This window comes from Marivirga lumbricoides, assembly GCF_014636295.1.
GTDB classification, from domain to species: Bacteria; Bacteroidota; Bacteroidia; order Cytophagales; family Cyclobacteriaceae; genus Marivirga; species Marivirga lumbricoides.
In genome coordinates, this window is record NZ_BMEC01000011.1 from 238,447 (window position 1) to 261,341 (window position 22,895).

A 22,895-nucleotide genomic window follows, 5' to 3' on the forward strand; every position below is an offset into this window, starting at 1 on the left:
GCTTTGGCAGTAATTTTGTACTATAAACGGCAAATTAGCATAAATACAATGAGAAAACTGACTTATCTGGTTGCAATATTAATAATTGTTTCGTGTACTCAAAAGAATGAAATACCTAAAGGCATTCTTCCGCCCGAAAAAATGGCAAATATTCTTTCTCAAATATATGAGGCTGAACATAAGGCTACCAATATTGGATTAAAGTATGATTCTCAGAAAGTAGTGCTAAGACATTACGAACTAATGATTTTAGAGCAGAATAGTACCACAGATTCTATTTACAAAGAAAGTTTCACCTATTACCTTGAGCATCCTGAAAAGCTGGAAACAGTGTATGATATTGTAATTGACAGCATGAGTTTGAGAGAACAAGTGATGGATGCAAACAGGGAAAAAGCAAATAATAAAGCGAAATAATTTATGATTTTACCGGTTGACTTTGAGCAACGCATAGGTTTTGATAAAATCAGAACACATATAAAAGAAGCATGTATTAGTACATTAGGTCAGCAGGTAGCTGACAAAATGGCCTTTCTTTCTGACTTTGATAAAGTAAAGCATTTATTAATTCAAACGGATGAATTTAAAGACATTCTTCAATCAGGAGAGTATTTTCCATCGGGAAACTATATTGATGTCAGTCATTTTCTGAAAAGAACTAAAGTAGGCAATACTTTTCTGACGGAAGAAGAATTTTTTGATCTTAAGTTAAGTTTAAAGACAATTTTGGAGTGTATTTCCTTTTTTGATGAATTTGAAGAAGAGTACCCTACCCTTTTCCAGCTCAGAAAAGCTGTAAACCTTGATGAATCACTTTATCAGGCAATAGATGAAAAAATTGATGAAAGGGGAGACTTAAGAAACAATGCCAGCCGTGAGCTGCAGGAAATAAGAACGAAAATATTCAGAGTTCAGGCACAATTACGTAAAACTACTGAGCAGGTATATCGTCAGGCTTCTCAAAATGGCTTTACTCCTGAAGATGCCTCAGTAACCATAAGGGATGGAAGGCTAGTAATTCCTGTTTTGGCAGAATACAAAAGACGGATTAAAGGATTTGTGCATGATCAGTCCGCTACCGGCCAAACTGTTTACATTGAGCCATCGGAAGCGCTGGAAATGAACAATGAAGTGCGGGAATTGCAGTACGAAGAGCGCAGGGAAATTATCAGAATTCTAACCGCTCTTACCAATAAAGTAAGACCACAATTACCTTATCTCGAAAAAGCTTATAAATTTTTAGGCATTGTAGATTTCATTAGGGCAAAGGCCAGGTTCTCTATGTCTATTGAAGCCTATATGCCTCTCCTAGAAAATAAGAGAGTACTGGATTATAAAAAAGCGGAACATCCACTTCTTAAAATAAGTCTATCGGAATCCGGGAAAAAAGTTGTCCCATTAAATATCAGATTAACTGCTGATAAAAGAATTCTGATCATTTCAGGGCCCAATGCCGGAGGTAAATCTGTTGCTTTAAAGAGTGTTGGATTGTTACAATACATGCTGCAATGTGGAATTCTTATTCCTGTACAACCTGAGAGCACCTGCGGAATTTTCCAAAGAATATTTATTGACATAGGTGATCAGCAAAGTATAGAAAATGATTTAAGTACTTACAGTTCACATCTTCAAAACATGAAAAATTTCCTCAATAAAGGAAATAAACAGACTTTATTTTTGATTGATGAGTTCGGTACCGGTACGGAACCTCGCTTTGGAGGAGCCATAGCGGAATCTATTCTTGAAAGACTTTATGCAATGAAGGCCTTTGGGGTAATTACCACGCATTATGACAATATCAAAAACTTTGCTGTAGGCCATCCAAATGTTGAAAATGGTGCGATGAAATTTGATCAAAGACACCTTGAGCCACTTTATGAATTAGAAATGGGTAAGCCCGGTAGTTCTTTCGCACTGGAAGTAGCTGAAAAAATGGGCATCCCGCATGAGCTTATTGAGGCTGCCAAAGGTAAAATTGGGGAAGAAAGAGTAAATTACGACAGGTTACTGAATGACTTAGGCAAAGAGAAGAGACAACTGGAGCAAAAAACGAAAGAAATTGCACAAAAAGAACTTACGCTTGAGAAAAGTGCAAAAGAATACCAGGAACTTAACAGCTTTATCAATGAACAGAAGAAAAGCATTATTGTAGAGGCCAAGCAGCAGGCAAAGTCTATACTGAAAGAGGCTAATAAACGGGTAGAGCAAGCGATTAGAGAAATAAAAGAGTCTCAGGCCGATAAAGCTAAAACACAGCAGGCAAGAGAGCAGCTTAAGCAATTTGAGGCCAAAGTAGAACTTAGTGCCCAAGAAAAAAACAAACCAAAAGTTGCACAAAAAGATAGCTATCAGCCTGCTAAGGGCGATATTAAAGTGGGCGATTTTGTTCAAATTAAAGGGCAGGGTACTATTGGTGAGGTGCTTTCACTCGGCAATAAGGAAGCAGAAATTATGCTGGGTGACTTAAAATCAAAAGTAAAGTTGAACCGACTTGAGAGAATGTCAAAAAATGCTGTTAAAAAAGAGCATAAGAGGTCTATTTCCGGAGGATCTACAGGCATGATAGAGCGCTCCACAAATTTCCGTCAGCAGCTTGATGTACGCGGACAGAGAGCAGAAGAGGCCATCAGTTCAGTTGACAAGTTTATTGATGACGCGATGGTTTTAGGCTACCATGAGGTAAGTATTTTACACGGAAGAGGTGATGGCATTCTAAGGAAATTCATCAGAGACTATTTGAGACAGTACAATTATGTGAAGGCTTTGAAAAATGAGCATGAAGAAAGAGGTGGGGATGGTATTACATTGGTAACACTAGATTAATTATTTTTTTTACTGTGCTTCATTTTATCTTTAAAGCTGATTTTAAAAGAGTTATATAATATGAAGAAAAGAATTAACGCTTTTTTTCAACATTAAATGAGAAATCTATTGTTTAGAAAAAGTAAAATTCATTTCTTTGCACTCGCTAAAGGGAAAAGCCCTTTTAAAAACATCAAAAAGTCTTTTCTTTTAGACACCAATTTATGGTCCGTTAGCTCAGCTGGATAGAGCAACTGCCTTCTAAGCAGTAGGTCTCAGGTTCGAATCCTGAACGGATCACATAAAAGCCCTTCACTTAATTGTAAAGGGCTTTTTTATTTATTAGCTGGTAACATAGTTGGTAAATCAATCATCTACCTTTATGTTTTCACGCCTCCACACCTTCCGGCCATAGTTCATCAATTTTGTTTTCCGCAATATCTCTGAATGTATCGAAGCGAAGACGAACCAAAGTTAAGGTATCACTAAACAGACCGTCACCGTCCAGTTCCTTATCACATTCAACACTCTCAAACCCTTTCAAAGCCTCCTCTAAAGCATTCATATTTGATTCAATACTTTCTAATCTTGAAATTTGTTCTTCTACTGTAAGTTTCATAATTATCGTTTTTGAGTTATTAATAAATTGTTATAAAATTTTCTACTTTGAAACATCTAAAGCCTTGAGCATCTAAATCGAAATAATGAAGCACCTTTGGAGAGCTGGCATTGTTGCTAGTTCCTTTCACCATGGTATGTACATCCTTCAAGGTGCCAACTGCTTTTCTTAAGCTGCCATCTTTTTTCTCGTAAGCGAAATTCACCGCTCCTTTGGCCATGCTCTTTGCCAACCTGTAAAGCTGCCATGCTTTAGCCAAACAAACCGCCATAGCTTTGCCAGTGCTTTTTCTGATCTCATGCGCTCTTTTGAATACAAATGATCTGAAGTTTTTCTTTTCTGCTGGTATAGTGTTTCTTAAATCTTTCATCTTATCGTTTCTGTTTGATTATCTTAAGACAAATATAACAGCAACAATAATACTATCCAACTAAAACAATAATTATTTTATTATTTATTATCTTTTCCGTTAGATTTATTATATTTGTACATGACTAAATCAAACAATATGCTACTGATAAAAGAATTAATGAAGGAAAAAGGCATCTCCGGAAAGGATTTGAGCCAAAAGATGGATATTACAGAAAATAGTCTCTCTTTAATCATAAATGGGAAGAGACAGCCACGATATGAAACCCTTATTCAAATTGCCGATATACTGCAGGTGGATATTAGAGACTTATTCAAGCCTACTAAAACAAATGAGGAGGCGACAGATTTGTATGCTAAAAATTCAGCTGGTGAATTTGTCAAGGTTGGAGCCATTAACTCTAAATTGATTGATTAATGAAAGAGCCAAATAAGATATTGGAAGCTGTCCTGGATAGTTTAAGCATTGAAGACCTGGAAAAGATGATTAAGCAGAAGAAACAAAAGCAAGGAGTTAAGCCACTTACTGAATTGGAGTCATACAGGCTATTAATCCGACAGAAACTAAAAGCTAAGATGTTTAAAAATTAACCGGGGCCGCGATACACTAGAAACCACTCTTTGTAACTGGCTCCCGGTTGGTTGAATTTATTCAGGGAGAAAATGAAAACCTGATTCATTCAGTATTTTTTTAGTGTGTCGCGCACGTACGCGTGAGTGACTACGGAAAAACCTTTTATTCTTCCCTTTATGATAATTCAATACTACTGTAATTTCTATAATTATATTCCTCTCTACGCATCTATACGCGTTACAATCGGTTTAAATCTTCTAATTATGATTAACATTTATTCGCGCTAGTTCCCTCCGTACATCTCCTTTCTTTTCGGTCTCTTCTTCAGCTCTGAAATAATAGAGTAATGTATTAATATGGCTCCCAACCACCATCTTTTTATCAATTAAGGGAACGTTATTATCCGATTGAATCATTGCGAAAAAATCCCTGAACGTTTTCGACTGGATGTATTTTAAAACCCTCATCGCATCGCATGGGTTTAGCTGATCTGCTACCTGCTCTTTTACTATTTCTATTGTATAATCAGTTTTCATCACTTTAATTTTTTAATACATTTCATCTTAACCAATTTCAATTTTACTTTTTCGTTTGTACATCTGCTTGCCGTTTTCATCTTTGCTTGACTGTCTATAATTATCAAATTTATCACCTTTCGTAGTAACCCGATGTACTATCTCCGCATGTGAAAATTCTTGTTCGTTTTCTGGCGGTCCATCATAATCTTTATCCCTCAGAAAATAAAAAGGATCCTTACCCATAAATGCGCCATCATCTTTTAACTTTTTAACTACAAGGAAAGCCAAATTCCTTTCTTCCGGCTTCAATGCACTCCAAAGTGGTACCAAATCTTTATGGCTTGAGTGCTTTCCGTATAATTTCAAAAAAGCCTTTAAGTCTTCAGGATATTCTAAAGGGGATGGGGATTTATTTTTTTTAATAGCACTATCTTTAGTAGTACTACTAAGATTGCCCTTTACCTTATCCTTTTCCTTTCCCTCTCCCTTATCCCTTACCTTAGTGTCTTTTGAGGTAACAGACACCCTCTCTTCACCCTTACCAAACCCTCCGTATAGGGTGGTAAAAGAGTTTGCCAAGGCTCCAGCTATATATTTATGATGAACTAAATACTTCAGATTTTCAATAAGACGACCCTCAGGTTTTATTCCATTTGATTCTATAAATTCTAAAGGATCCTTATTAGACTTTCGTTTATTGCATTCTCCGCAGGCTGATATTAAATTGTAAGAGTTATTATCTCCACCTGCAAATACTGGTTTGATATGGTCTATTTCAAGCTTACTTTCCTCGAAAGTATTATGACAATAACCACAAGTATAATTATCCCTCTTTTTTATACTGGCAGCTTTGGTCTTCTCAATATTGTATATTGGATCGTTAACGATTGTAACTCTTCCCTCACGTTGCTCATTCTGAAGCCAAGAATCAGTTTCAGGGTATTTTCTAAAGTTCTTTACATAAGAAGCTCCTACACCTGCTGATGCATTCAAAATACATTTATATGCCTTAGGATAATGCTGTTGCTTAAGCCATTCCGTAAAAAACAGCTTTCTCCCTTCATCAACTTTAATAACTCGCTGCTTATCTTTATTTACAGCTGATAAAAAGCTATCTAAGTCTATCTTAATACCCAGCTTTAAACCTGTCATGTGAGTGTTTATGACCCATATACCCTCAAAAGATAACTCATGCTGGATAAACAGGTACAGCAGTTTATCATTTGGCTCAAGCATTTGAAACCATTCGAGAGAAGTGAGGTCTTCATTTAGAAAATAACTCATATACCCTTTTATTTAAACGTCACTAAGTAATCTCTTCAAAATATTTAATTTGTCTGCCTCATTAAGAAGGTTCTTATTTTTACTTCCTAAGGTTTCTCTAAATGGATTCATTCTACCTATAGATAATCTAGCAGCCCCCGAAATATTTAAACCCATATCTTGAAGCTCCTTGCATGATTCTGCAATTCTAATTATTGCATCATATGCAAACTGTTGATTAGCAGTCTTAAGAGTCACAGTATAATGTGTATTTAATTTCTCTTCATTAAGTATGAACTTACCGTTCCTAACTTCAATACAATCAAAGTGAATTCGTCTTCTATTAGAAATATTTACCAATAACTTAGCTTCATCTTCATATTTAAGCATTGCTATTTTCCTTTCATTAGGAATAGGATAAAGCTGCAATAGAGCTTCTTCGCTCACTTTACGTCCATTGATTTCCCCTCCTCCATCTTTGGTCAGCTCTTTTAAATACTCCTTTTCAAAATATTGAATCGGCCCAATAGATCTGATTTCCTGATATTTTTCAACTGTGAAATCATTTTTTTCAGTAAATTTGTTATAAAGTTGTTTTTGAAAGTTTAATCGTTCTATCCAATCGATATTTGCTTTCTTGTTCAATGTTAATGCCTCTTGATCTAACATTGATGTAAAATCTGATTTTGCCATTATTGTGTTTTTATAAGTGATTAATTAATATTCAAATGTCTATGAATATGATTTTACCTGCTACCCTAACTACCCCGATACATGAATTAGGGTAGGTTATTTTAATTAGGTAAGGAAGTTCTTATTGATATACTTTTGGGAGTTTTGGCCATCTGTGATAAACTGATTGAATCCGTGCTTATCTACATTCGTACTACTTACAGGCTTACTCTTAATAGCATGATACAATTTGCCCATATCCCCATGTAAGCGAGCATCGCTAAAGCCTCCATTACCTGTTCTCATAGCCATATCCATAAAAGGATTGTAATATCCACCGTTACGATTTTTGTTATTATAATCCATGAAGATGCTGGCTGCGTTTTTATTCATCACTCCGATCAGTTCACCTTTTTCAGCTTCAAATGCGGTTCCGTCTTCACCATAAAATTTAGTTCCTCCGGCAGTGTGTGACTTGCCTCCAACTTCCTGCAAACCACCTTTGCCAAACTTAGGTAATCCGACACCTGAAATCTTAGCTACATTTCTTAGACCTGTGGAAATAGCTGCACCTGCTGCAATACCTCCCAGAACCGGCCCAACAAACGGGATGCCTGCCAATGCTGCATAAGCTGATTGCGCTGCTTTGTAGGTGTCTATTGTTGTTTGTGCGATAGCTGCTGCTTTCCCTACCGCTGTCTGCTCTCCGAAGATAGTAGCTATATTGGCATAGGTCTGGCTAACTAATTCCAGTTCATTCGCTTCTTCTGCTGCTTTAATTTCTGTTCTTGCCTGGCTATACTTCTCCTCGATTAAAGTAATTTGCCTCTGTAGAAGCTCTGCATTCTGGATACTATCTTTTGCTGCCTGAATTTCTAACTGCCTTTGCTGATCGAGTTCGGCAAGTCTAATAGCGGTTTTGCTAGCTCCTTGCGCTCTTAGTCCAGATAGCTCTTCTTCAAATTCAATTGCCTTGCGTACCTTATCTTCTGCTGCCAATCTATCGGCCTCATCTTTGGCTATTCTGGCTAATTCCTCATTCTTTTCTTTTTCAAGCCTGAGTTCTTCAGCTACTTTTTCGGCTGCTGCTTTTCTCTCCTCGTCTAATTGCTTAAGCTTTTCTGCTGACATCTTAGCTTCTTCAGCTGCTAGTTCAGCGTTACGGGCTTTTTGTTGATTGGCTATTCCCTGGCGAATGCTGTTTTCCAGATTACGAACGGATATTCTTTTTCCGGTTGCAGCTGCTTCAAAGTCGGTACGCTGTGCAATGAGTTCGGCTAGTTCCTTTTCATCTTCACGGGAGGTGTCATTAAGGGATTGTTCCAATTCCATACGCTTAATCTTCAGGTCTAAGAATTTTTGTTCCTGGTTCAATAGATCGTTCTGCGCTGCTTGTGCTGCCTGAGCTGCTTTAATCCTTTCACGCTCTGAAACGGTAACATCTTCAGCTATGGACTTTTGACGTTCAAATTCATTATTCAACCTTGCACGGTTTTTAATGAGGCTTATTTCGGTTCTTTCTATTTGCTTACTGAGTTCATCTAATTGCTTTCCGGCTTCAATGCCTCCTTTTACAGCTTCAGACACTCCACCTATGGTATCTTTAAATGATTCTTTGATAACTGCTAATCCTGCTTTAACATTTCCGTTCAGTATCATAGCCAATCCGGCAAATGCTCCGTCGGCAAGTTCCTGAACCAATCCTTTTAACCTATTAAGCACCGCAAAAAATGGACGGGTAACGGATGTGACCGCATCGATTCCCTGTTGTGTAGATAGGAAAGCGGAGACTAAGGATCCGAGCAATACCACAATGGCACCAATTCCGGTAGATATTAGAGCAACTCTAAAGAGCTTCAATCCTTTGGTAGCTCCGCTGGTCGCAGTAGTGGAGGCTAAGGTTGCTTTTGCTTTGGTGGCAATTCCTTTCGTTACCTGGCCTAAGCCTGGTATCATTCTATCGAGTTGCTCAGTGGCTCCCTCAATAGCACTGGCGTAATTACCAATATTTATCTTTTGCTTTTCTAACTGCGATACGTTTTCACCTATGAAATCATTATTTTCATCAATGCGATTGTTTATGATTTCTAGATTCCTGGCATAATCCTTAGATGTCTTATCGAGTTGGCCCCGGACCCTTATTAGTTCCCTGTTATTATCCTTTGCTGCCTGCTCTGTTTTGATCTGCTTATTTAATGCATCGTTCAACCCTGCAATGGATGTGGTAGATTCAGCCAATACCTTTTTATTGGTCTGGTAGCTTTGGTTCAGGTTCTTTAATGCAGCATCATTTTTCACATAGGCTTTGGCCTGTTCATCTGTGAATTGCCCCGTTTTCTTAAGCTCAGCCTGCAGTAGCTTTTGTTCATCCTTAATTGCTTGCTGCTGTTTCAGTAATTGAGCTTGCCTGCTTTCCAACGCATCTACATCGATGTCTAATTCCGCTATAACGATTTTATCTGCCATGGCCCACCCTTCTTTTAGATGAAAAGTAAGCTTCTATGTCAGCTCTTCTGAATCTCGTATTTCTACCTATTTTCTCATATGGAAGATTATCTTCCAGCATGAGTTTGTGAACTGTAGGCAAGCTAATCTTGAACTGCTTTGCAACTTCTGCCCTGGTTAAACGCTCCTCCGGATTGGTATCCTTTACGGCTTGTTGTTGGGCTGGATTACTGCGAATAATTTCTTCTATTCGTTGTAATCTTAGATTTATCTCTTCAAATGGGTTTTGCATGACATAACATTTTTGTTTATGTCCGCTAATTTGAAAAGCTGTTAAAGGGCATGCGACCCCACCTACCCTATTTGGCTTTAGGGTTCAATAAGAATGGATTGTAGTATTTTTGGTTTTTGTCATTATCCAGCATCCTTTCCTTTTCTAAATCTTCATTGCTTTCTGGGTTGAATAGCTTTGCTAGACTTTTTCTATCTGCATTTGCATGAAAAGTATTCTTAAATATTTCCGATAGTATGTAGGATGAATGATGGTTTTCCCTATAGTCTTTAGAAAAATAAAGCCAAATGGACTTCAAAAACATAGTGCTATATTTTTGATGAGCATAAATTTTTTGGTTCCAAACTAACTGATCATCCTTCTTAGTTATTAATGGCTCATCATCGCAGTATTGATTTGGCTTTTGTAAATCCTCTATTACTTCCTGATAATAATCTTTGGCATCATCCCGGCATATTTCAATTAAGGTTTTTGACTTCCACTCTTTATTTTCCTCACTTCTCTTATCAATTAACCTATAACTTAGATAATTCTTATAAATCTCAGTCTTCACCGTAAGCCCTCTCATTTCTTCATCTTTCAATAAATCCTCTAGCAGAGTAGAAATATATTTAATAAAATGATCTTCCGTGATTTGTTGATTCCCTTGGACATCTGAAATGTTTAATTTGGTGTTGTACAAGCTTTCAATGTCTGATTTAGCTGTTTTAAACTCAAAATTATTAGAATCGATATTAACCCACGAAGCAGCATGACTAACTCTTTCTCTAAAACTTAAATCTATTCTCTCTCCTTGATCATTCCTATAATAAACTTTGTCCGACCAAAAAAACTTGAACCAGTTAAAATCATTTTGAAATATATTTTTAGCATTATCTACATTACAATGTACAAGTCCATTAGATATTATTTTCTTATGAAACTTCTTAACGAATGAGCCATCATATGAAGTATCCCATACTAGTTTACCGCTTTTTGCATCTCTAATTTGAATATCTATTTTCCTATCCATCATTTCTCTAAATTTCATCATACTGGTTAGTAAATTTTTGGGCCCTACTAGCAAGAATCTGTTCCACATTTTCAAAAGTATTCACAATAATAGTTTTTCTCTTTTGAGCATCTACTTTTGTGTAAACCCTTTCGTTTACTGAGCTGTGAGCATGTCCAACTTCTTCGTTTCTAATGAAGGTATCTATTCCCAAAGCGTAAAGTAAAGAGTTGTAAGAATGCCTCCCGGTGTGATTATGGACCTCTTCAGGTTTTTCTATGCCGGCTTTTCTACAAATATTCTTAATTTTTACATTTAGGGTTTGCTGAGCTATCGGTGGAAATAGCTTTCCGGTTGGGTTCAATGATTTGTATTGTGCTAGGATCGGGTGACTGTATTTGTGGATAGTGGTACTAACTACTGTTTGAGCTTTATTCTTTGTATTTATCCAATGAATAAAACCGCCAGATATATCTCTAGCTCTCAAGTTTGTGGCTACTGTTATCCTTAAACCAGTAAAAGAAGTGAGCAAAAATATATCTCGAGCTAATAATTCTTGATCAATTAGCCCCTCAATATTCATTATTGCTTTTATCTCATTCCAATTTAAGGACCTGGCAACTTTGTTTGTTTCAGTTACATGGTATTCTTGAATAGCTTTTGTTATCTCTACTTCCCTGGGTAATTTTTTTATTAAAAGCCGAAGGTGTGTGAAATGTCTCGATACTGTACCGCTTGCTAATGGCTTCTTCTTAATTATTTTACTATTCCATGTAAATTCATCTTTCTCTTTTGATAAATAGTTTTCATATGATTCGAGAAATATTAAATCTAAATCCGAGAATTTCAGATACTCTTTACCTTTCAATTTTGAGAAGCGAGATAAGTACATTAGCACTGGCCGTGCTGTTCTCATAAAATTATCTGAATTGGTGGTTTCTGATTTTATGTAATTATCCAATGAAGTCAATACATTTTCAGAATAATCTGGACTTATTGAGGGATCTACTTCAGATAGTTTTGACTTGATATAAGCACCATCGATTTTATAAACTTTACTTTTAGCATCCAAGTATATTGATTCAATCCTTTTTTCATATTCATCTAGCAGCTTGTTTCTCTCATCCCTAGATTTATCTTCCCCTCCGCTTTTCTTGAACCTACCTTTTGTCTTTTTTTTCTTTGGGTCAGGAAAGTTCCATTCACTCTTTTTAGCTTTAATACCTGTACTAAATTTTATCCGAACATCTTTGCCATCGGTCAATTGAGCCATTATCCTAGACTGATTCGCTTTCTTATCGCTATAATAAAAATTTACTGATGCCATAGACAAATATACTAAATTGGTAACATAGCTGGTAAATATTCTTAATCTTTATTAATCTTCTAATACGACATCTTACTAAAAACCCTCTATAATCAGCTATTTGATGTCTTTTTGTATATCACTCGGTAAGATAAAATCTATAATTTGATTCCTGAACGGATCACCACTTCACTAAATAAAACCCCTTAAATTCCATTTAAGGGGTTTTTTAATGACCAATGTGCAACAAATCATCAAATTGTTGCACAAAATCTATCGATTGTTGCACTAATTTATCAGGCTGTAATCTGACTAATCTTGTGCTTTCGGTATGCTACAGATAAGTCCTGCCAAGCATCATCAATAGAGAAATAGTTATCAATAGAGTCAGTTTGCTTCCAACAAATTAAATGTTTTGGCGTGAGCTGAAAGTAATAAAATTCATCTTTTTCCAAAACACGGTAAACAGGGATATCCATTCTACCATTGTCGAGTAATAAATAGTGGCACTTAAAGGGAAAAGAAGAATTACTTGCAGTAGAATAAAAATAGCAATCGTACTCCCCTTGGTGTACCAAATATAGATGTTCAGTTGTCTTGTTGAGTTTCAATTTACCTACAGGGCTTAACTTCTCACAGTTGACCAACTGCCCTTCTACATAAGTATAATTTTGAAAGGTACTCTCTTTACCAAAATCTATAACATTCTTAGTTTCTGCATTAAAAATTTCTCCATTATAATAAGTCCATTTACCTTGGGTAAGGTATGTACTGAAAAGATTCAATTCAGGTATATATTCGAACATAAAGTAATATGTTTTCTCTGTTCCATTTTCTAAATATGCATGGGTAACTAAACAAGATTGGTAAATATTCTCTGCCTCAAATATTCCGCTATTTGGTGATAGTAATTTCATAATTAATATTTCTTTTCTCTATATAGCTTAATTCACTACCGCTCTTCAACATGAAATTTTTCACTCAAATAGGAAACTGAATTGATTGACAACCTAAACAGTTAAGTAAAATTTTAATAGTTTAAAAAAAACTTTAGATTGCAAGTGATAATAACCTGGTCAAAGGCAAATGAAATATCATACATTAAGGATTTACTTAGTGCTGAAAAATAGAAAGAGTTGAATTAAAATTTATACTATGGCTAAAACCCTTACCGATTTTTCAGCAAAGGAACCCTCTCTTGGTTATTTTTATCAAATCAAGTATGCTTTACTAATCTTACTATCTAATTCTAAAGAGCTTGAAAATCCAAAAATTAAAATTGAGAACTTAGATGATGTGGAGATTGAAGATGTGAATACTCTTAAACTTATGCAAACTAAGTTGCATATTAAAAACAAGGCTAACTTGACTGATGGAAGTGTAGATTTTTGGAAGACAATTAGAATATGGGCAGAACATATAAACAATAGCAGAATTGATATTGATAATACCATTTTTAATTTAATTACAACTGAAAAAATACCTACATCAAGCTTACTATTCAGATTCAAGTCTAATATCACCCTCGATAGCCATGTATCAGAAATAGTAGATAGTTTGGATAAAATTTCATTTGAATCTAAAAATGTAACCAACCAAAAAGCATATATGGCTTATCAAAGCCTTTCTCTTGAAAATAAGCGGAAACTAATAAAACGAATAAGGATTTTAGACAACTCAATCGGAATCACAGAAATTAATTCCAAAATTAAAAAGGAGTTGATATATTCAACTTACCCTAATTCTTTAGATGCATTCCTTGAAATTTTAGAAGGTTGGTGGTTTACCAAATCAATTGAAAATTTAACATCTCAAATAGATTCTATTAGTGCAAGTGAATTACAGTTGAAAATTGCAAATATAAGTGACACCTTTAAATCGGATAATTTGCCAAATCATTTTCCTCAGCAGTTAGAAATTACAGATGATGATGTGGAAAGTTTGAAAGACAGGACATTTATTAAGCAATTGGAAATAATCAACATAAAGACTAAGTCAAAAACTTTAAAGAGAGCAATTAGTGATTTTAGAAGAGCTTTTGAACAACGTTCAAAATGGTTAAGACTACACTTACTAAATCCTGAGGAAGAAGAGCTTTTTGATTCTAAATTACTTGATTATTGGAAAAATATTTATGACATAATGTGTGATGAAGCAGAAGATAGAAATATGGAAGAATTACCTGATTTAGGAAAGAATTTTTATTTGGAACAATTTGCTAAAACTTGTCCCCAAGTTAAAATTCGAGAAAAGTTCAATGAAGATTATTTAACAAGAGGGAGTTATCAAATCCTTGCAGATACAAAAAAAATTGGATGGCATCCTAATTACAAAAAAGAGCTATGAGTATTGGATGGACAGAACGTAATACCATTGTAGCCAATCTTTTTAACCCTGCTTTTTGCGGAGAAATTATAAGGATTGCTATAAAAGAATATAATAAACATTCCAAAACGGAATTCCCTTACGCATTTGCTTTTTTAATATTACCAATCGTATTACATAATGATACAAGAAAGAGAATGCCAAGGTCAGTTACGACTTACTTTTTTGTTTGGGTTGAGAAAAATGATGACTTATTTTTTGATTTTGCCAAACGTACAAAAAGCATGGTTAAATATACAAAAGAAGCCATGATGTTTTTATTAGCTCATAAAAAGTTAGAAATAAATGAACATGCTAAATTAATTGCTATTGGTTCTGGATTAAAAATAATGAAAAAGGATGAATACGAAGAATACAATAATATTTTAAAAAAAGCAGCAATGCTTGGTAAGTGGCTGTCTACCACAAGTGATGTTAAATCCATATACTCATTTTTAAGAATTACACCATAACTATGCAGATACAAAAAATTATATTATTCAGTCATAAAGGGGAACAACGGATATTGTCATTCAATCTCGGAGAAGTTAATATAATAACAGGGGAATCTAAGTCAGGAAAGTCTGCATTAATAGAAATAATAAATTATTGTTTAGCTTCAACATCCTGTGATATTCCTGAGGGAATTATACGAGATACTGTTTCATATTTTTCGATTCTATTAAAATTTAATGATAACAGCTCTGCCTTCATTGCACGAGAGAATCCAAATGTAAAGGGTCAACAGACTTCCACCTCTGTTTACCTATCACGTAGTACAGGTGATAACATTCCGAATTTCGAAAACATAATTCCCAATATAAATATAGATGCTCTAAAAGACTTTTTAAGTCGAAAAATTGGAATCTCGGAAAATGTTCATGTTCCTGATTCACTAACACGAGAGCCTCTTAAAGCTAATTTTAAACACTCACGATTTTACTGCTACCAACCACAGTATTTAGTTGCTGACCCATACCAACTTTTTTATAATCAAAATAAAGAATTTGTACCACAGTCGATTAAGGATACCCTTCCATATTTTTTAGGAGCAGTTAATGAAAATTCATTAGCCATCGAAAGTGAGATTAATCAACTTAAAAAACAACTAAATCGACTCCTACGAGAAAAAAGAGAAGCAGAAAAAATAGAAACAGAAGGAATAAGTCAAGCTTATTCTTTAATAGAAGAAGCAAAAGAAATTGGGATTATAGAGAATACTCCAAACCCTTCACAGCAAAAGGAAATATATTCAATTTTAAATTATATAGTCAATTGGGAATACCAACCCCTAACTGTCACAGCAGAAAACTCAGGGTTAAAAGATTTAATTGATAAAAGGAATGAGCTAAAAGATGACCTTAGCAAAATCTCGGATAACAAAAAAGCTGCCTCAGATTATTTAAAAAATTCTTTCGGCTATTCAGCAGAAGCCAAGCAGCAAGAAGTGAGACTTGAATCGATTAATTTGTATTCTGATAATGTGGAAAATGAATCTTTATGCCCATTGTGCGAAAACGAATTAGAAAGTCCAATTCCATCAATTGAAAACATTAACAATTCTCTGAAGACAATCCGAGATGATTTAAAATTTACAAAGGCTGAGAGTCCAAGAATCCAACTTTACTTAGATTCTATTGATGAACAATACCATTCAATAGAGACAGAATTAAAGACTATAGAAAAAAGCATTTCAGCTTTATATTTAGAAAATGAAAAAGCAAGAACAATTAGAGACTTAAATATTCGAAGAGGTAAAATAATTGGGCGTGTAAGTTTATTTTTAGAAAGTATTGATGTAGAGGAAGAAACCGAAGGTACTGAATCTAAAATAGAAAATTTAAAATCACGTATTCTCGACCTTGAAAAGATAGTTGACAGTGAAAATGAACGTGAACTTTTACTTTCGATTTTAAATAAAATTAACTTGCAAATGAGTAAGTGGGTTGAAGAATTGGATGTTGAATACGTCCGAAATCCAATTCGATTCGATATAAATAAGTTGACAATGTTCATTGATTCTGAAACTAAACCAATTGCATTGCCACAGATAGGCAGTGGAGCAAATTGGGTTGCTTATCATCTGCTTATCGTTTTTGCCTTACATCAACATTTCATCCAACATGATAGACCCGTACCTAATTTTATAATTATTGATCAACCTACTCAGGTATACTATCCACCTGACAAAACTGATGATGTTGTTGAAGTTAGCGCTGATGAAATAGCTGTTAATAAAATGTTTAACTTTATATTTAAGGTTGTTTCGTCATTAAATCCAAAATTGCAGGTTATTATTACTGACCACGCATTTCTCAAAAATAAAAATTTTGAGGACTCTGTAGTTGAAGTATGGAGAGACGGATTAAAGTTAATTCCAAATGATTGGTTAACAATCGATGGTAAAAGAACTGAATAAAGGTATTTTAAAAAAGAATACTACAACCAAGTTAAAATTAATTAAGAGAAAAGTATAATTATATATGGACGGAACAAGTCTGACACCTGAACAAGAAAAATTAAATGCTTTGAGGGAGGTACTACCCGAAGCTTTCACAGAGGGGAAAATAGATTGGGAAAAACTGAAAGCAACTCTTGGAGAAAACATCAACTTCTCGAACGAAAGATATGTACTCAATTGGGCAGGAAAAAGTGATGCATTTAAAATCTAGCAAACACCAACCACTAAGACCTTAACACCTGCCAAAGATGAAAGCATAAATTTTGACGATACGGAAAATATATTTATTGAAGGTGAAAATCTTGAAGTATTAAAAGTACTACAGAAAAGCTACTTCGGGAAAGTAAAAATGATTTACATAGACCCACCTTACAATACAGGAAATGACTCTTTTATATATCCCGACAAGTTTAGTGAAAGCAAAGCCGATTATGAAAAGCGTGTAGGCGACAAAGATGAAGAAGGGTATATGACCAAAGATGGTATGTTCAAAAAGAATAGTAAGGAAAATGGACAATACCATAGCAATTGGCTCAATATGATGATGCCAAGACTCTACTTAGCCAAAAATCTGTTACGACAAGACGGAGCCATATTTTTATCTATTGATGACAATGAGGTCCATAATCTACGGTTATTAATGGACGAAATTTTCGGAGAAGAAAATTTTATAGCTTCCATCATATGGGAGAAGAAATTTTCTCCGCAAAATGATGCAAAGTGGTTTTCTGATAACCATGATTATATTTTATGTTATGGAAAGAATAAAGAAAATTGGTTCCCTAATTTATTAGAGCGAACAGAGGCAATATTAAAGAGATACAAAAATCTTGATAATGATGAAAGAGGAGTATGGACATCAGGCGATTTATTAAGAAAAGATGTTCAAAAGGCGGGCTTGTATACAATTACATCACCAAAAGGAAATAAATTCAATCCACCTTCTGGTAGAAGTTGGCGGTTTTCTAAGGATAAATACGAAGAGCTACTGAAAGACGACAGGATATGGTTTGGAATTGATGGTAACAATGTGCCAAGATTAAAGAGATTTTTAAAAGATGTACAAGATGGTATAAAACCTATGACAATTTGGAAACATCAAGAAGCAGGTCATAATCAAGAGGCGAGTCAAGAACTAAGAAAGCTTTTTGATGGGGAATCATACTTTGAAACACCAAAGCCAATAAAACTCTTAAAGAAAATCTTAAAAGTTGCAACCAAGCAAGATGATGTCGTTCTTGACTTTTTTGCAGGTTCAGGGTCTATCGCACATGCTGTGATGGACTTGAATAAAGAGGACATGAATAACCGAAAATTTATTTGCGTACAACTACCTGAAAAGATTAATGAAAAAAATAAAGCTCACGAGGCAGGCTACAGCAACATTGCAAATATATCTTTAGAAAGAATCCGCAGAGCGAGTAAAATTATAAGTAAGGAGCTAAATGAAAGCAAAAATACGTTAGAGTCAAAAATCACAAAATTACAAGAAGAAATTCCTACCGATGAAACCATATCTGAAATTGCAAATCTTAAAACCAAAATCAACCAATTAAATAATCAGGATTTGGGTTTTAAAGTATTAAAATTGAATGAAAGTAACTTCAAGCAATGGCAACAAATAGGGGGAAAAGATGCCAAGGCATTAGCAGAGCAAATGAAAATGTTTGTTGATCCCGTATCCAAATCTGCAACAATTGAGAACATGGTCCATGAACTTCTTTTAAAAAGTGGCAAAGATTTGAATAGTAGAATTGATAAAATAAATGACATTTATAAAATCAATGGTGATGAATTAGTTTTCATCTTAGAAAAAGCTACGCAGGAAATTATTGATTCAGTAATTTCTGAGAAACCAATGAAGGTAATTGCCTTAGACAAACTCTTTAAAGGTAATGACCAATTAAAAACAAATGCCGTTCTACAAATGAAAGATGCAGGAGTGGAATTTAAAACGATATAAACTCTATGAAATTAACGTTTGAATCCGATCTTAACTATCAGCAGGAAGCTATAAAATCCATAACAGATTTATTTGAAGGGCAACCGTTGGAAGATTCTATTTTGGAATTTAATCTAAAAGAAGAAGGTACTTTGAACTTGATAAATGGAGTTAGTAACAATCTGATTATATCTAAAGAACAAATACTTTCAAATCTCCAAAACATACAAAAGAAAAATAATATCCCTATTTCAGGGAAATTAGATGGGATGAATTTTTCCGTAGAAATGGAAACGGGAACAGGTAAGACATATGTTTATCTGCGTTCCATTTATGAACTAAATAAATTGTATGGATTCAAAAAGTTTGTGATAGTAGTACCATCTGTTGCTATCCGTGAAGGAGTAATGAAAAATTTGGAAATCACTCATAACCATTTTCAAACGCTTTATGATAATGTTCCTTTAAGTTTTCAAGTTTATGACAGCTCTAAAGTTTCCGCTTTGAGAGGTTTTGCGACAACTAATAATATTGAAGTCTTAGTAATCAATATTGATTCATTTGCCAAAGATGAGAATGTTATAAATAAACCTAATGATAGGCTTAATGGACAAAAACCCGTTGAGTTTATTCAAGTTACCCGTCCGATTGTAATTGCAGATGAGCCACAAAATATGGAAACAGAAAAACGTATTGCGGCTATTGATAATTTAGATGCACTTTGTACACTTCGCTATTCTGCAACTCACAGGAACCAATATAACCTCACCTACAGTCTCAATCCTGTAAAGGCTTATGATTTAGGACTTGTAAAGCAAATTGAAGTTGATTCCATCATTGAAGAAAATGCTTACAATGATGCTTTTTTGCAATTAGATTCTATTAAACCGACTAAAACAAAAATTAGTGCTAAGATTTCCATCAATATTAATGAAAATGGGGGAGTCAAAAAGAAATCAGTAACCGTAAAAAAAGGCGATGATTTGTACAAACTATCTAACGAAAGAGAAATTTACTCAGATGGCTACATTGTCGATGGAATTGATGCCTCAAACCAATGCATTTCTCTTTCAAACGGAAACATACTCTATAAGGGTGATAGGCAGGGAGGTTTAACTGATGAAGTATTGAAATTTCAAATTCGTAAAACAATTGAAGAACACCTAAAAAAGGAGAAACGGCTGAATAAAGAAGGTATCAAAGTTTTATCCTTGTTCTTCATCGATAAAGTTGCGAATTATAGAGCTTATGATTCAACTGGTAATCCTGAAGAGGGGAAATTTGCTAAATGGTTTGAAGAAATTTATATGGAATACATATCAAAACCTGCCTTTAAAGAGTTGGATAAATTTCCTGTGCAAGAGACCCATAATGGCTATTTTTCACAAGATAAAAAAGGTGCTTTCAAAGACACCTCGGGTGAAACCAAAGCGGATGATGACACATACAGTTTAATTATGAAAGACAAGGAAAAATTGTTGGGATTAGATAATTCACTTCGTTTCATTTTTTCTCATTCTGCTTTACGTGAAGGATGGGATAATCCTAATGTTTTTCAGATTTGTACGTTAAATGAAACCAAATCAGAAATTAAGAAACGTCAGGAAATTGGCAGAGGATTGCGTTTGGCGGTTGATCAAACAGGAAAAAGAATTTACGACCAAAATATAAATCGCTTAACAGTTATTGCTAATGAAGCTTATGATGATTTTGCCAAAGCTTTACAAAAAGAAATTGAGGACGAATGTGGGGTAGCATTTACAGGAAGAATCAAAAACACAAGAGACCGAACCGCTATTAAGTACCGTAAAGGATTTGAAGCCGACCCAAAATTCTTGGAAATCTGGGAAAAGCTAAAAAATAAAACCACTTATAGAGTAGACTATAAAACAGACGAGTTAATTAAGATGGCATCGAAAGCCATCAAGGAATTACCTGAAATCAAATCACCTTCCATTCGTTCAACGAAAGTTCAAATTAATATGACAGATGAAGGTGTTGACACAATGTATGCAGGAGATAAGGTTGAATCTTATGGGGGCTACTCATGGAAAATTCCTGATGTGTTAGGGTATATTCAAAGCAAAACAGAATTAACAAGGTCAACAATCGAAGAAATATTAAGTAATTCAGATAGAATTAAAGACATTATCATCAATCCGCAATTATTTTTAGATTTAGCTACACACGCTATTAAGAGAACTTTGTACAATTTAATAATTGATGGAATAAAGTATCAGAAAATTGGTGGTTCTGAATATGAAATGGCATTATTTGAAGCTCAGGAATTGGAAGTATATTTGAATGACTTTTCATTTAAGGTTTCTGACTCTTCAAAAACCATTTATGAAGAATTTGTTCCTTTGGACTCAGGGGTTGAAAGTAAATTTGCCAAGGACTGCGAAACTAGCGATCAAATTAAATTCTATTTTAAACTTCCAAATTGGTTTAAAATACCTACCCCAATTGGTAATTACAATCCTGATTGGGCATTAGTATTTGAAGATGATAAGAAAATCTATTTTGTTGCTGAAACCAAAGAAACAGGCACTCCACAAGTCGACTTATCAAAACTTAGTGGAGATGAGCAAATGAAAATAAAATGCGGTGAAGCTCATTTTAAAGAATTCTCTGACCTGGAATATAAAGTTGTGAATAAAGTAGGTCAGTTAGTACCATCATCCTAAAAGGAAATGAAAAAGAGCAATTAATTTGAAAGTGAAAACAAAGACAATACATTTCATAATAGGTGCGCCCCTTACAGGAAAAACTCACTTTATAAAAAGTAATTATAGTGAGAAGGATAAGTATTATGTAATTAATTACGCTGATACTTTCCACAATGAATTTGGCAATTATGACCAATTTGAAGAGTCAGAAAGATTGCTTAAAATTTATAATACAATTGCCCCTGAACTACATGAGAATTTTCACTTTGATGATAAAGACTTGATAATCGAATTTTGCTCAGGCTTTGAAGAACATGATAAAGACCTGAAGGAATTGATAACATTGGCAAAAAACACAAGGGCGGAAGTAAAAATTACTCAAATGCAAAAAACATTTGAGGAAGCACAAAAATTAAAATTGTTAGCTACTGAGGACGAACATTACTACTCATCTTATTATTTGAATGATCATCGTCATGAGCTATTGTGTAACTTTTTTCAGGATATGCAATTAACCGAGCATTTAACCGATAACTGATTAAATATGGATTACAATTTTTATAGCAGAAAAGCTGAATCCATTACTCAAAAGCAGTTAGATTGGATTGATGAAAATATTGAATCTATATCTCAGGAAGAGGGTATTCTTTTTGTATTTCAAGGTGATTATGAGACATTATTTTTCACAGATTCACACCTTTATTTCCCTAATAGAACTACAAAAAGAAAGATAAATTATAGTGAAATAAAAAAAATAAGAAGAGCAGGAGATACTCTTTTAGAGCTACGCACAGTTGAATCAGAAGTGTATTCAATAGTGCTTGTTACCGCTGTGGATAAGGTTAAAATTTTTCAAGTTTTAGAATTACTAGTCGAAAACTTTAAAGCAGGTATAAAAACTACTTTTGACGATGCGCATCAAATCTTCAATGAATTTACAGTTTTAAAACATCCGCCTAAGCAATTTCAACATAAGTTACCTCAGGTTTATTTAAAGCAATTTGGCTACTTAAATGGTAATCAATGGAAAGTTTCTGTTCTACAGAAAGGAGAAAAATTTATTAGGCAAAAAAGTATTGGGAATTTCACATCAGAAACCAATGTGTTTGATATCGAAAGTGAAGATGATAGGTTTCCAAGAATTTTTGAATCACTAAATACGGATTTAGAAAATCTCTACCATGAAATGTTGAAAGACATCTCAGATAATAAGGTAGTTTCAGACAAATGTTGGGCAATAATAACGCAACTGACACCAAATTTAATGGTTCGCTCTGACTATTGGAGAAGTTTTGTCAATGATATTTTGAACAGCCCTAATAAAATAGCCTTTTTAGATGTCACCCTTAGTGTGCATGTGAATTCTAATGAAGAACTTCGTGAATTAAAAACCAAAGATTTCTATAAAATTATAAGTGAAGGTGAGATAACACAGACCAAATTAAACAAGATATTGATACATTTTTTAAATTACATATTTCGTAACTACTCAGGTGCTAAAATAAAATAATTTTTCATGTTGTGTGGATAAGTTTCCAATTAAAAAGTAGCCTGAAACATCATGGGGGTAATTTAATTGGCGAATAGCTGAAAATCAGCTTAATGAGG

General features: G+C 34.3%; 22 protein-coding genes and 1 tRNA gene. 13 read left to right on the forward strand and 10 right to left on the reverse strand.

From position 1 onward, the window contains the following. The first annotated feature begins 48 nt into the window (after positions 1-48). The 3 genes from IEV85_RS17325 (at position 49) to IEV85_RS17335 (ending at position 3,102) form a co-directional block, all read left to right on the forward strand. The gene (locus IEV85_RS17325) at positions 49-417 is read left to right on the forward strand and encodes a DUF4296 domain-containing protein (protein WP_188465776.1); all 369 of its coding nucleotides are present in this window, start codon (positions 49-51) and stop codon (positions 415-417) included. 3 nt (positions 418-420) lie between these two features. Beyond that, the gene (locus IEV85_RS17330) at positions 421-2,823 is read left to right on the forward strand and encodes an endonuclease MutS2 (protein WP_188465778.1); all 2,403 of its coding nucleotides are present in this window, start codon (positions 421-423) and stop codon (positions 2,821-2,823) included. 205 nt (positions 2,824-3,028) lie between these two features. Further along, a tRNA-Arg gene (locus tag IEV85_RS17335) sits at positions 3,029-3,102 on the forward strand. Positions 3,103-3,190: 88 nt separating this feature from the next. Here the strand turns inward: IEV85_RS17335 and IEV85_RS17340 are convergent. Both IEV85_RS17340 and IEV85_RS17345 read right to left on the reverse strand, forming a co-directional pair. After that, positions 3,191-3,421: a hypothetical protein gene (locus tag IEV85_RS17340; RefSeq protein WP_188465780.1), complete on the reverse strand. Its 231-nt coding sequence runs from the start codon at positions 3,419-3,421 to the stop codon at positions 3,191-3,193. Between the two features lie 19 nt (positions 3,422-3,440). Beyond that, complete coding sequence (locus IEV85_RS17345) at positions 3,441-3,791, reverse strand: SH3 beta-barrel fold-containing protein (protein WP_188465782.1); 351 nt, start codon at positions 3,789-3,791, stop codon at positions 3,441-3,443. 138 nt (positions 3,792-3,929) lie between these two features. On the opposite strand from IEV85_RS17345, the gene IEV85_RS17350 reads away from it, so the two are divergent. Both IEV85_RS17350 and IEV85_RS17355 read left to right on the forward strand, forming a co-directional pair. Further along, entirely contained in the window at positions 3,930-4,208 is a 279-nt protein-coding gene (locus IEV85_RS17350) for a helix-turn-helix domain-containing protein (RefSeq protein WP_188465783.1), read from the forward strand. Further along, positions 4,208-4,381 (forward strand): hypothetical protein, encoded by a 174-nt coding sequence (locus IEV85_RS17355; RefSeq protein ID WP_188465785.1) that lies wholly within the window; start codon positions 4,208-4,210, stop codon positions 4,379-4,381. Before IEV85_RS17350 ends, IEV85_RS17355 begins: the two co-directional genes overlap by 1 nt. Before the next feature lie 240 nt (positions 4,382-4,621). Here IEV85_RS17355 and IEV85_RS17360 read toward each other — a convergent pair whose 3' ends face one another. From IEV85_RS17360 to IEV85_RS17395, 8 genes are all read right to left on the reverse strand, one after another. Next, the gene (locus IEV85_RS17360) at positions 4,622-4,900 is read right to left on the reverse strand and encodes a hypothetical protein (RefSeq protein ID WP_188465788.1); all 279 of its coding nucleotides are present in this window, start codon (positions 4,898-4,900) and stop codon (positions 4,622-4,624) included. 27 nt (positions 4,901-4,927) lie between these two features. Further along, positions 4,928-6,166 (reverse strand): HNH endonuclease, encoded by a 1,239-nt coding sequence (locus IEV85_RS17365; protein WP_188465790.1) that lies wholly within the window; start codon positions 6,164-6,166, stop codon positions 4,928-4,930. A 12-nt stretch (positions 6,167-6,178) separates the two neighbouring features. Continuing rightward, a complete protein-coding gene (locus IEV85_RS17370) occupies positions 6,179-6,838 on the reverse strand; it encodes a hypothetical protein (RefSeq protein ID WP_188465792.1) in 660 nt (219 codons plus the stop codon). 105 nt (positions 6,839-6,943) lie between these two features. Beyond that, positions 6,944-9,283, reverse strand: coding sequence for a hypothetical protein (locus IEV85_RS17375; RefSeq protein WP_188465794.1), 2,340 nt, complete (start codon positions 9,281-9,283; stop codon positions 6,944-6,946). Continuing rightward, positions 9,273-9,554 (reverse strand): helix-turn-helix domain-containing protein, encoded by a 282-nt coding sequence (locus tag IEV85_RS17380; RefSeq protein WP_188465796.1) that lies wholly within the window; start codon positions 9,552-9,554, stop codon positions 9,273-9,275. Before IEV85_RS17380 ends, IEV85_RS17375 begins: the two co-directional genes overlap by 11 nt. 67 nt (positions 9,555-9,621) lie before the next feature. Further along, a complete protein-coding gene (locus IEV85_RS17385; RefSeq protein ID WP_188465798.1) occupies positions 9,622-10,587 on the reverse strand; it encodes a hypothetical protein in 966 nt (321 codons plus the stop codon). Next, on the reverse strand, positions 10,574-11,872 hold the full coding sequence (locus IEV85_RS17390) for a tyrosine-type recombinase/integrase (protein WP_188465800.1): 1,299 nt from the start codon (positions 11,870-11,872) through the stop codon (positions 10,574-10,576). The genes IEV85_RS17385 and IEV85_RS17390 overlap by 14 nt, the downstream gene beginning before the upstream one ends. Before the next feature lie 275 nt (positions 11,873-12,147). Then, positions 12,148-12,768 carry a hypothetical protein gene (locus tag IEV85_RS17395; RefSeq protein ID WP_188465802.1) on the reverse strand — a complete coding sequence of 207 codons (621 nt, stop codon included), beginning with the start codon at positions 12,766-12,768 and terminating at the stop codon, positions 12,148-12,150. A 238-nt stretch (positions 12,769-13,006) separates the two neighbouring features. Between IEV85_RS17395 and IEV85_RS17400 the strand changes: the two genes are divergently transcribed. From IEV85_RS17400 to IEV85_RS17430, 8 genes are all read left to right on the forward strand, one after another. Further along, a complete protein-coding gene (locus IEV85_RS17400) occupies positions 13,007-14,197 on the forward strand; it encodes an ABC-three component system protein (RefSeq protein ID WP_188465804.1) in 1,191 nt (396 codons plus the stop codon). Continuing rightward, entirely contained in the window at positions 14,194-14,688 is a 495-nt protein-coding gene (locus IEV85_RS17405) for a three component ABC system middle component (RefSeq protein WP_188465806.1), read from the forward strand. Before IEV85_RS17400 ends, IEV85_RS17405 begins: the two co-directional genes overlap by 4 nt. A gap of 2 nt (positions 14,689-14,690) precedes the next feature. After that, entirely contained in the window at positions 14,691-16,634 is a 1,944-nt protein-coding gene (locus IEV85_RS17410) for a DUF3732 domain-containing protein (protein ID WP_188465808.1), read from the forward strand. Positions 16,635-16,698: 64 nt separating this feature from the next. Continuing rightward, positions 16,699-16,887 (forward strand): hypothetical protein, encoded by a 189-nt coding sequence (locus tag IEV85_RS24920; RefSeq protein WP_229712637.1) that lies wholly within the window; start codon positions 16,699-16,701, stop codon positions 16,885-16,887. 138 nt (positions 16,888-17,025) lie between these two features. Then, positions 17,026-18,639, forward strand: coding sequence for a site-specific DNA-methyltransferase (locus IEV85_RS17415; protein WP_229712638.1), 1,614 nt, complete (start codon positions 17,026-17,028; stop codon positions 18,637-18,639). A 5-nt stretch (positions 18,640-18,644) separates the two neighbouring features. Continuing rightward, positions 18,645-21,305, forward strand: a complete 2,661-nt coding sequence (locus IEV85_RS17420; protein WP_188465810.1) for a restriction endonuclease — start codon at positions 18,645-18,647, stop codon at positions 21,303-21,305. Between the two features lie 31 nt (positions 21,306-21,336). Continuing rightward, positions 21,337-21,825 (forward strand): hypothetical protein, encoded by a 489-nt coding sequence (locus IEV85_RS17425; protein WP_188465812.1) that lies wholly within the window; start codon positions 21,337-21,339, stop codon positions 21,823-21,825. A gap of 6 nt (positions 21,826-21,831) precedes the next feature. Further along, entirely contained in the window at positions 21,832-22,797 is a 966-nt protein-coding gene (locus tag IEV85_RS17430) for a DUF4238 domain-containing protein (RefSeq protein ID WP_188465814.1), read from the forward strand. Positions 22,798-22,895 lie beyond the last annotated feature (98 nt).

Bases quoted from the DNA above. Each gene is read 5' to 3' on its own strand.
- IEV85_RS17345 (WP_188465782.1), bottom strand. From the start codon at position 3,791: ATGAAAGATTTAAGAAACACTATACCAGCAGAAAAGAAAAACTTCAGA.
- IEV85_RS17390 (WP_188465800.1), bottom strand. From the start codon at position 11,872: ATGGCATCAGTAAATTTTTATTATAGCGATAAGAAAGCGAATCAGTCT.
- IEV85_RS17430 (WP_188465814.1), top strand. From the start codon at position 21,832: ATGGATTACAATTTTTATAGCAGAAAAGCTGAATCCATTACTCAAAAG.
- IEV85_RS17375 (WP_188465794.1), bottom strand. From the start codon at position 9,283: ATGGCAGATAAAATCGTTATAGCGGAATTAGACATCGATGTAGATGCG.
- IEV85_RS17370 (WP_188465792.1), bottom strand. From the start codon at position 6,838: ATGGCAAAATCAGATTTTACATCAATGTTAGATCAAGAGGCATTAACA.
- IEV85_RS17340 (WP_188465780.1), bottom strand. From the start codon at position 3,421: ATGAAACTTACAGTAGAAGAACAAATTTCAAGATTAGAAAGTATTGAA.
- IEV85_RS17420 (WP_188465810.1), top strand. From the start codon at position 18,645: ATGAAATTAACGTTTGAATCCGATCTTAACTATCAGCAGGAAGCTATA.
- IEV85_RS17400 (WP_188465804.1), top strand. From the start codon at position 13,007: ATGGCTAAAACCCTTACCGATTTTTCAGCAAAGGAACCCTCTCTTGGT.
- IEV85_RS17355 (WP_188465785.1), top strand. From the start codon at position 4,208: ATGAAAGAGCCAAATAAGATATTGGAAGCTGTCCTGGATAGTTTAAGC.
- IEV85_RS17365 (WP_188465790.1), bottom strand. From the start codon at position 6,166: ATGAGTTATTTTCTAAATGAAGACCTCACTTCTCTCGAATGGTTTCAA.
- IEV85_RS17350 (WP_188465783.1), top strand. From the start codon at position 3,930: ATGCTACTGATAAAAGAATTAATGAAGGAAAAAGGCATCTCCGGAAAG.
- IEV85_RS17410 (WP_188465808.1), top strand. From the start codon at position 14,691: ATGCAGATACAAAAAATTATATTATTCAGTCATAAAGGGGAACAACGG.
- IEV85_RS17405 (WP_188465806.1), top strand. From the start codon at position 14,194: ATGAGTATTGGATGGACAGAACGTAATACCATTGTAGCCAATCTTTTT.
- IEV85_RS17330 (WP_188465778.1), top strand. From the start codon at position 421: ATGATTTTACCGGTTGACTTTGAGCAACGCATAGGTTTTGATAAAATC.
- IEV85_RS24920 (WP_229712637.1), top strand. From the start codon at position 16,699: ATGGACGGAACAAGTCTGACACCTGAACAAGAAAAATTAAATGCTTTG.
- IEV85_RS17360 (WP_188465788.1), bottom strand. From the start codon at position 4,900: ATGAAAACTGATTATACAATAGAAATAGTAAAAGAGCAGGTAGCAGAT.
- IEV85_RS17325 (WP_188465776.1), top strand. From the start codon at position 49: ATGAGAAAACTGACTTATCTGGTTGCAATATTAATAATTGTTTCGTGT.
- IEV85_RS17385 (WP_188465798.1), bottom strand. From the start codon at position 10,587: ATGATGAAATTTAGAGAAATGATGGATAGGAAAATAGATATTCAAATT.
- IEV85_RS17380 (WP_188465796.1), bottom strand. From the start codon at position 9,554: ATGCAAAACCCATTTGAAGAGATAAATCTAAGATTACAACGAATAGAA.
- IEV85_RS17395 (WP_188465802.1), bottom strand. From the start codon at position 12,768: ATGAAATTACTATCACCAAATAGCGGAATATTTGAGGCAGAGAATATT.
- IEV85_RS17415 (WP_229712638.1), top strand. From the start codon at position 17,026: ATGATTTACATAGACCCACCTTACAATACAGGAAATGACTCTTTTATA.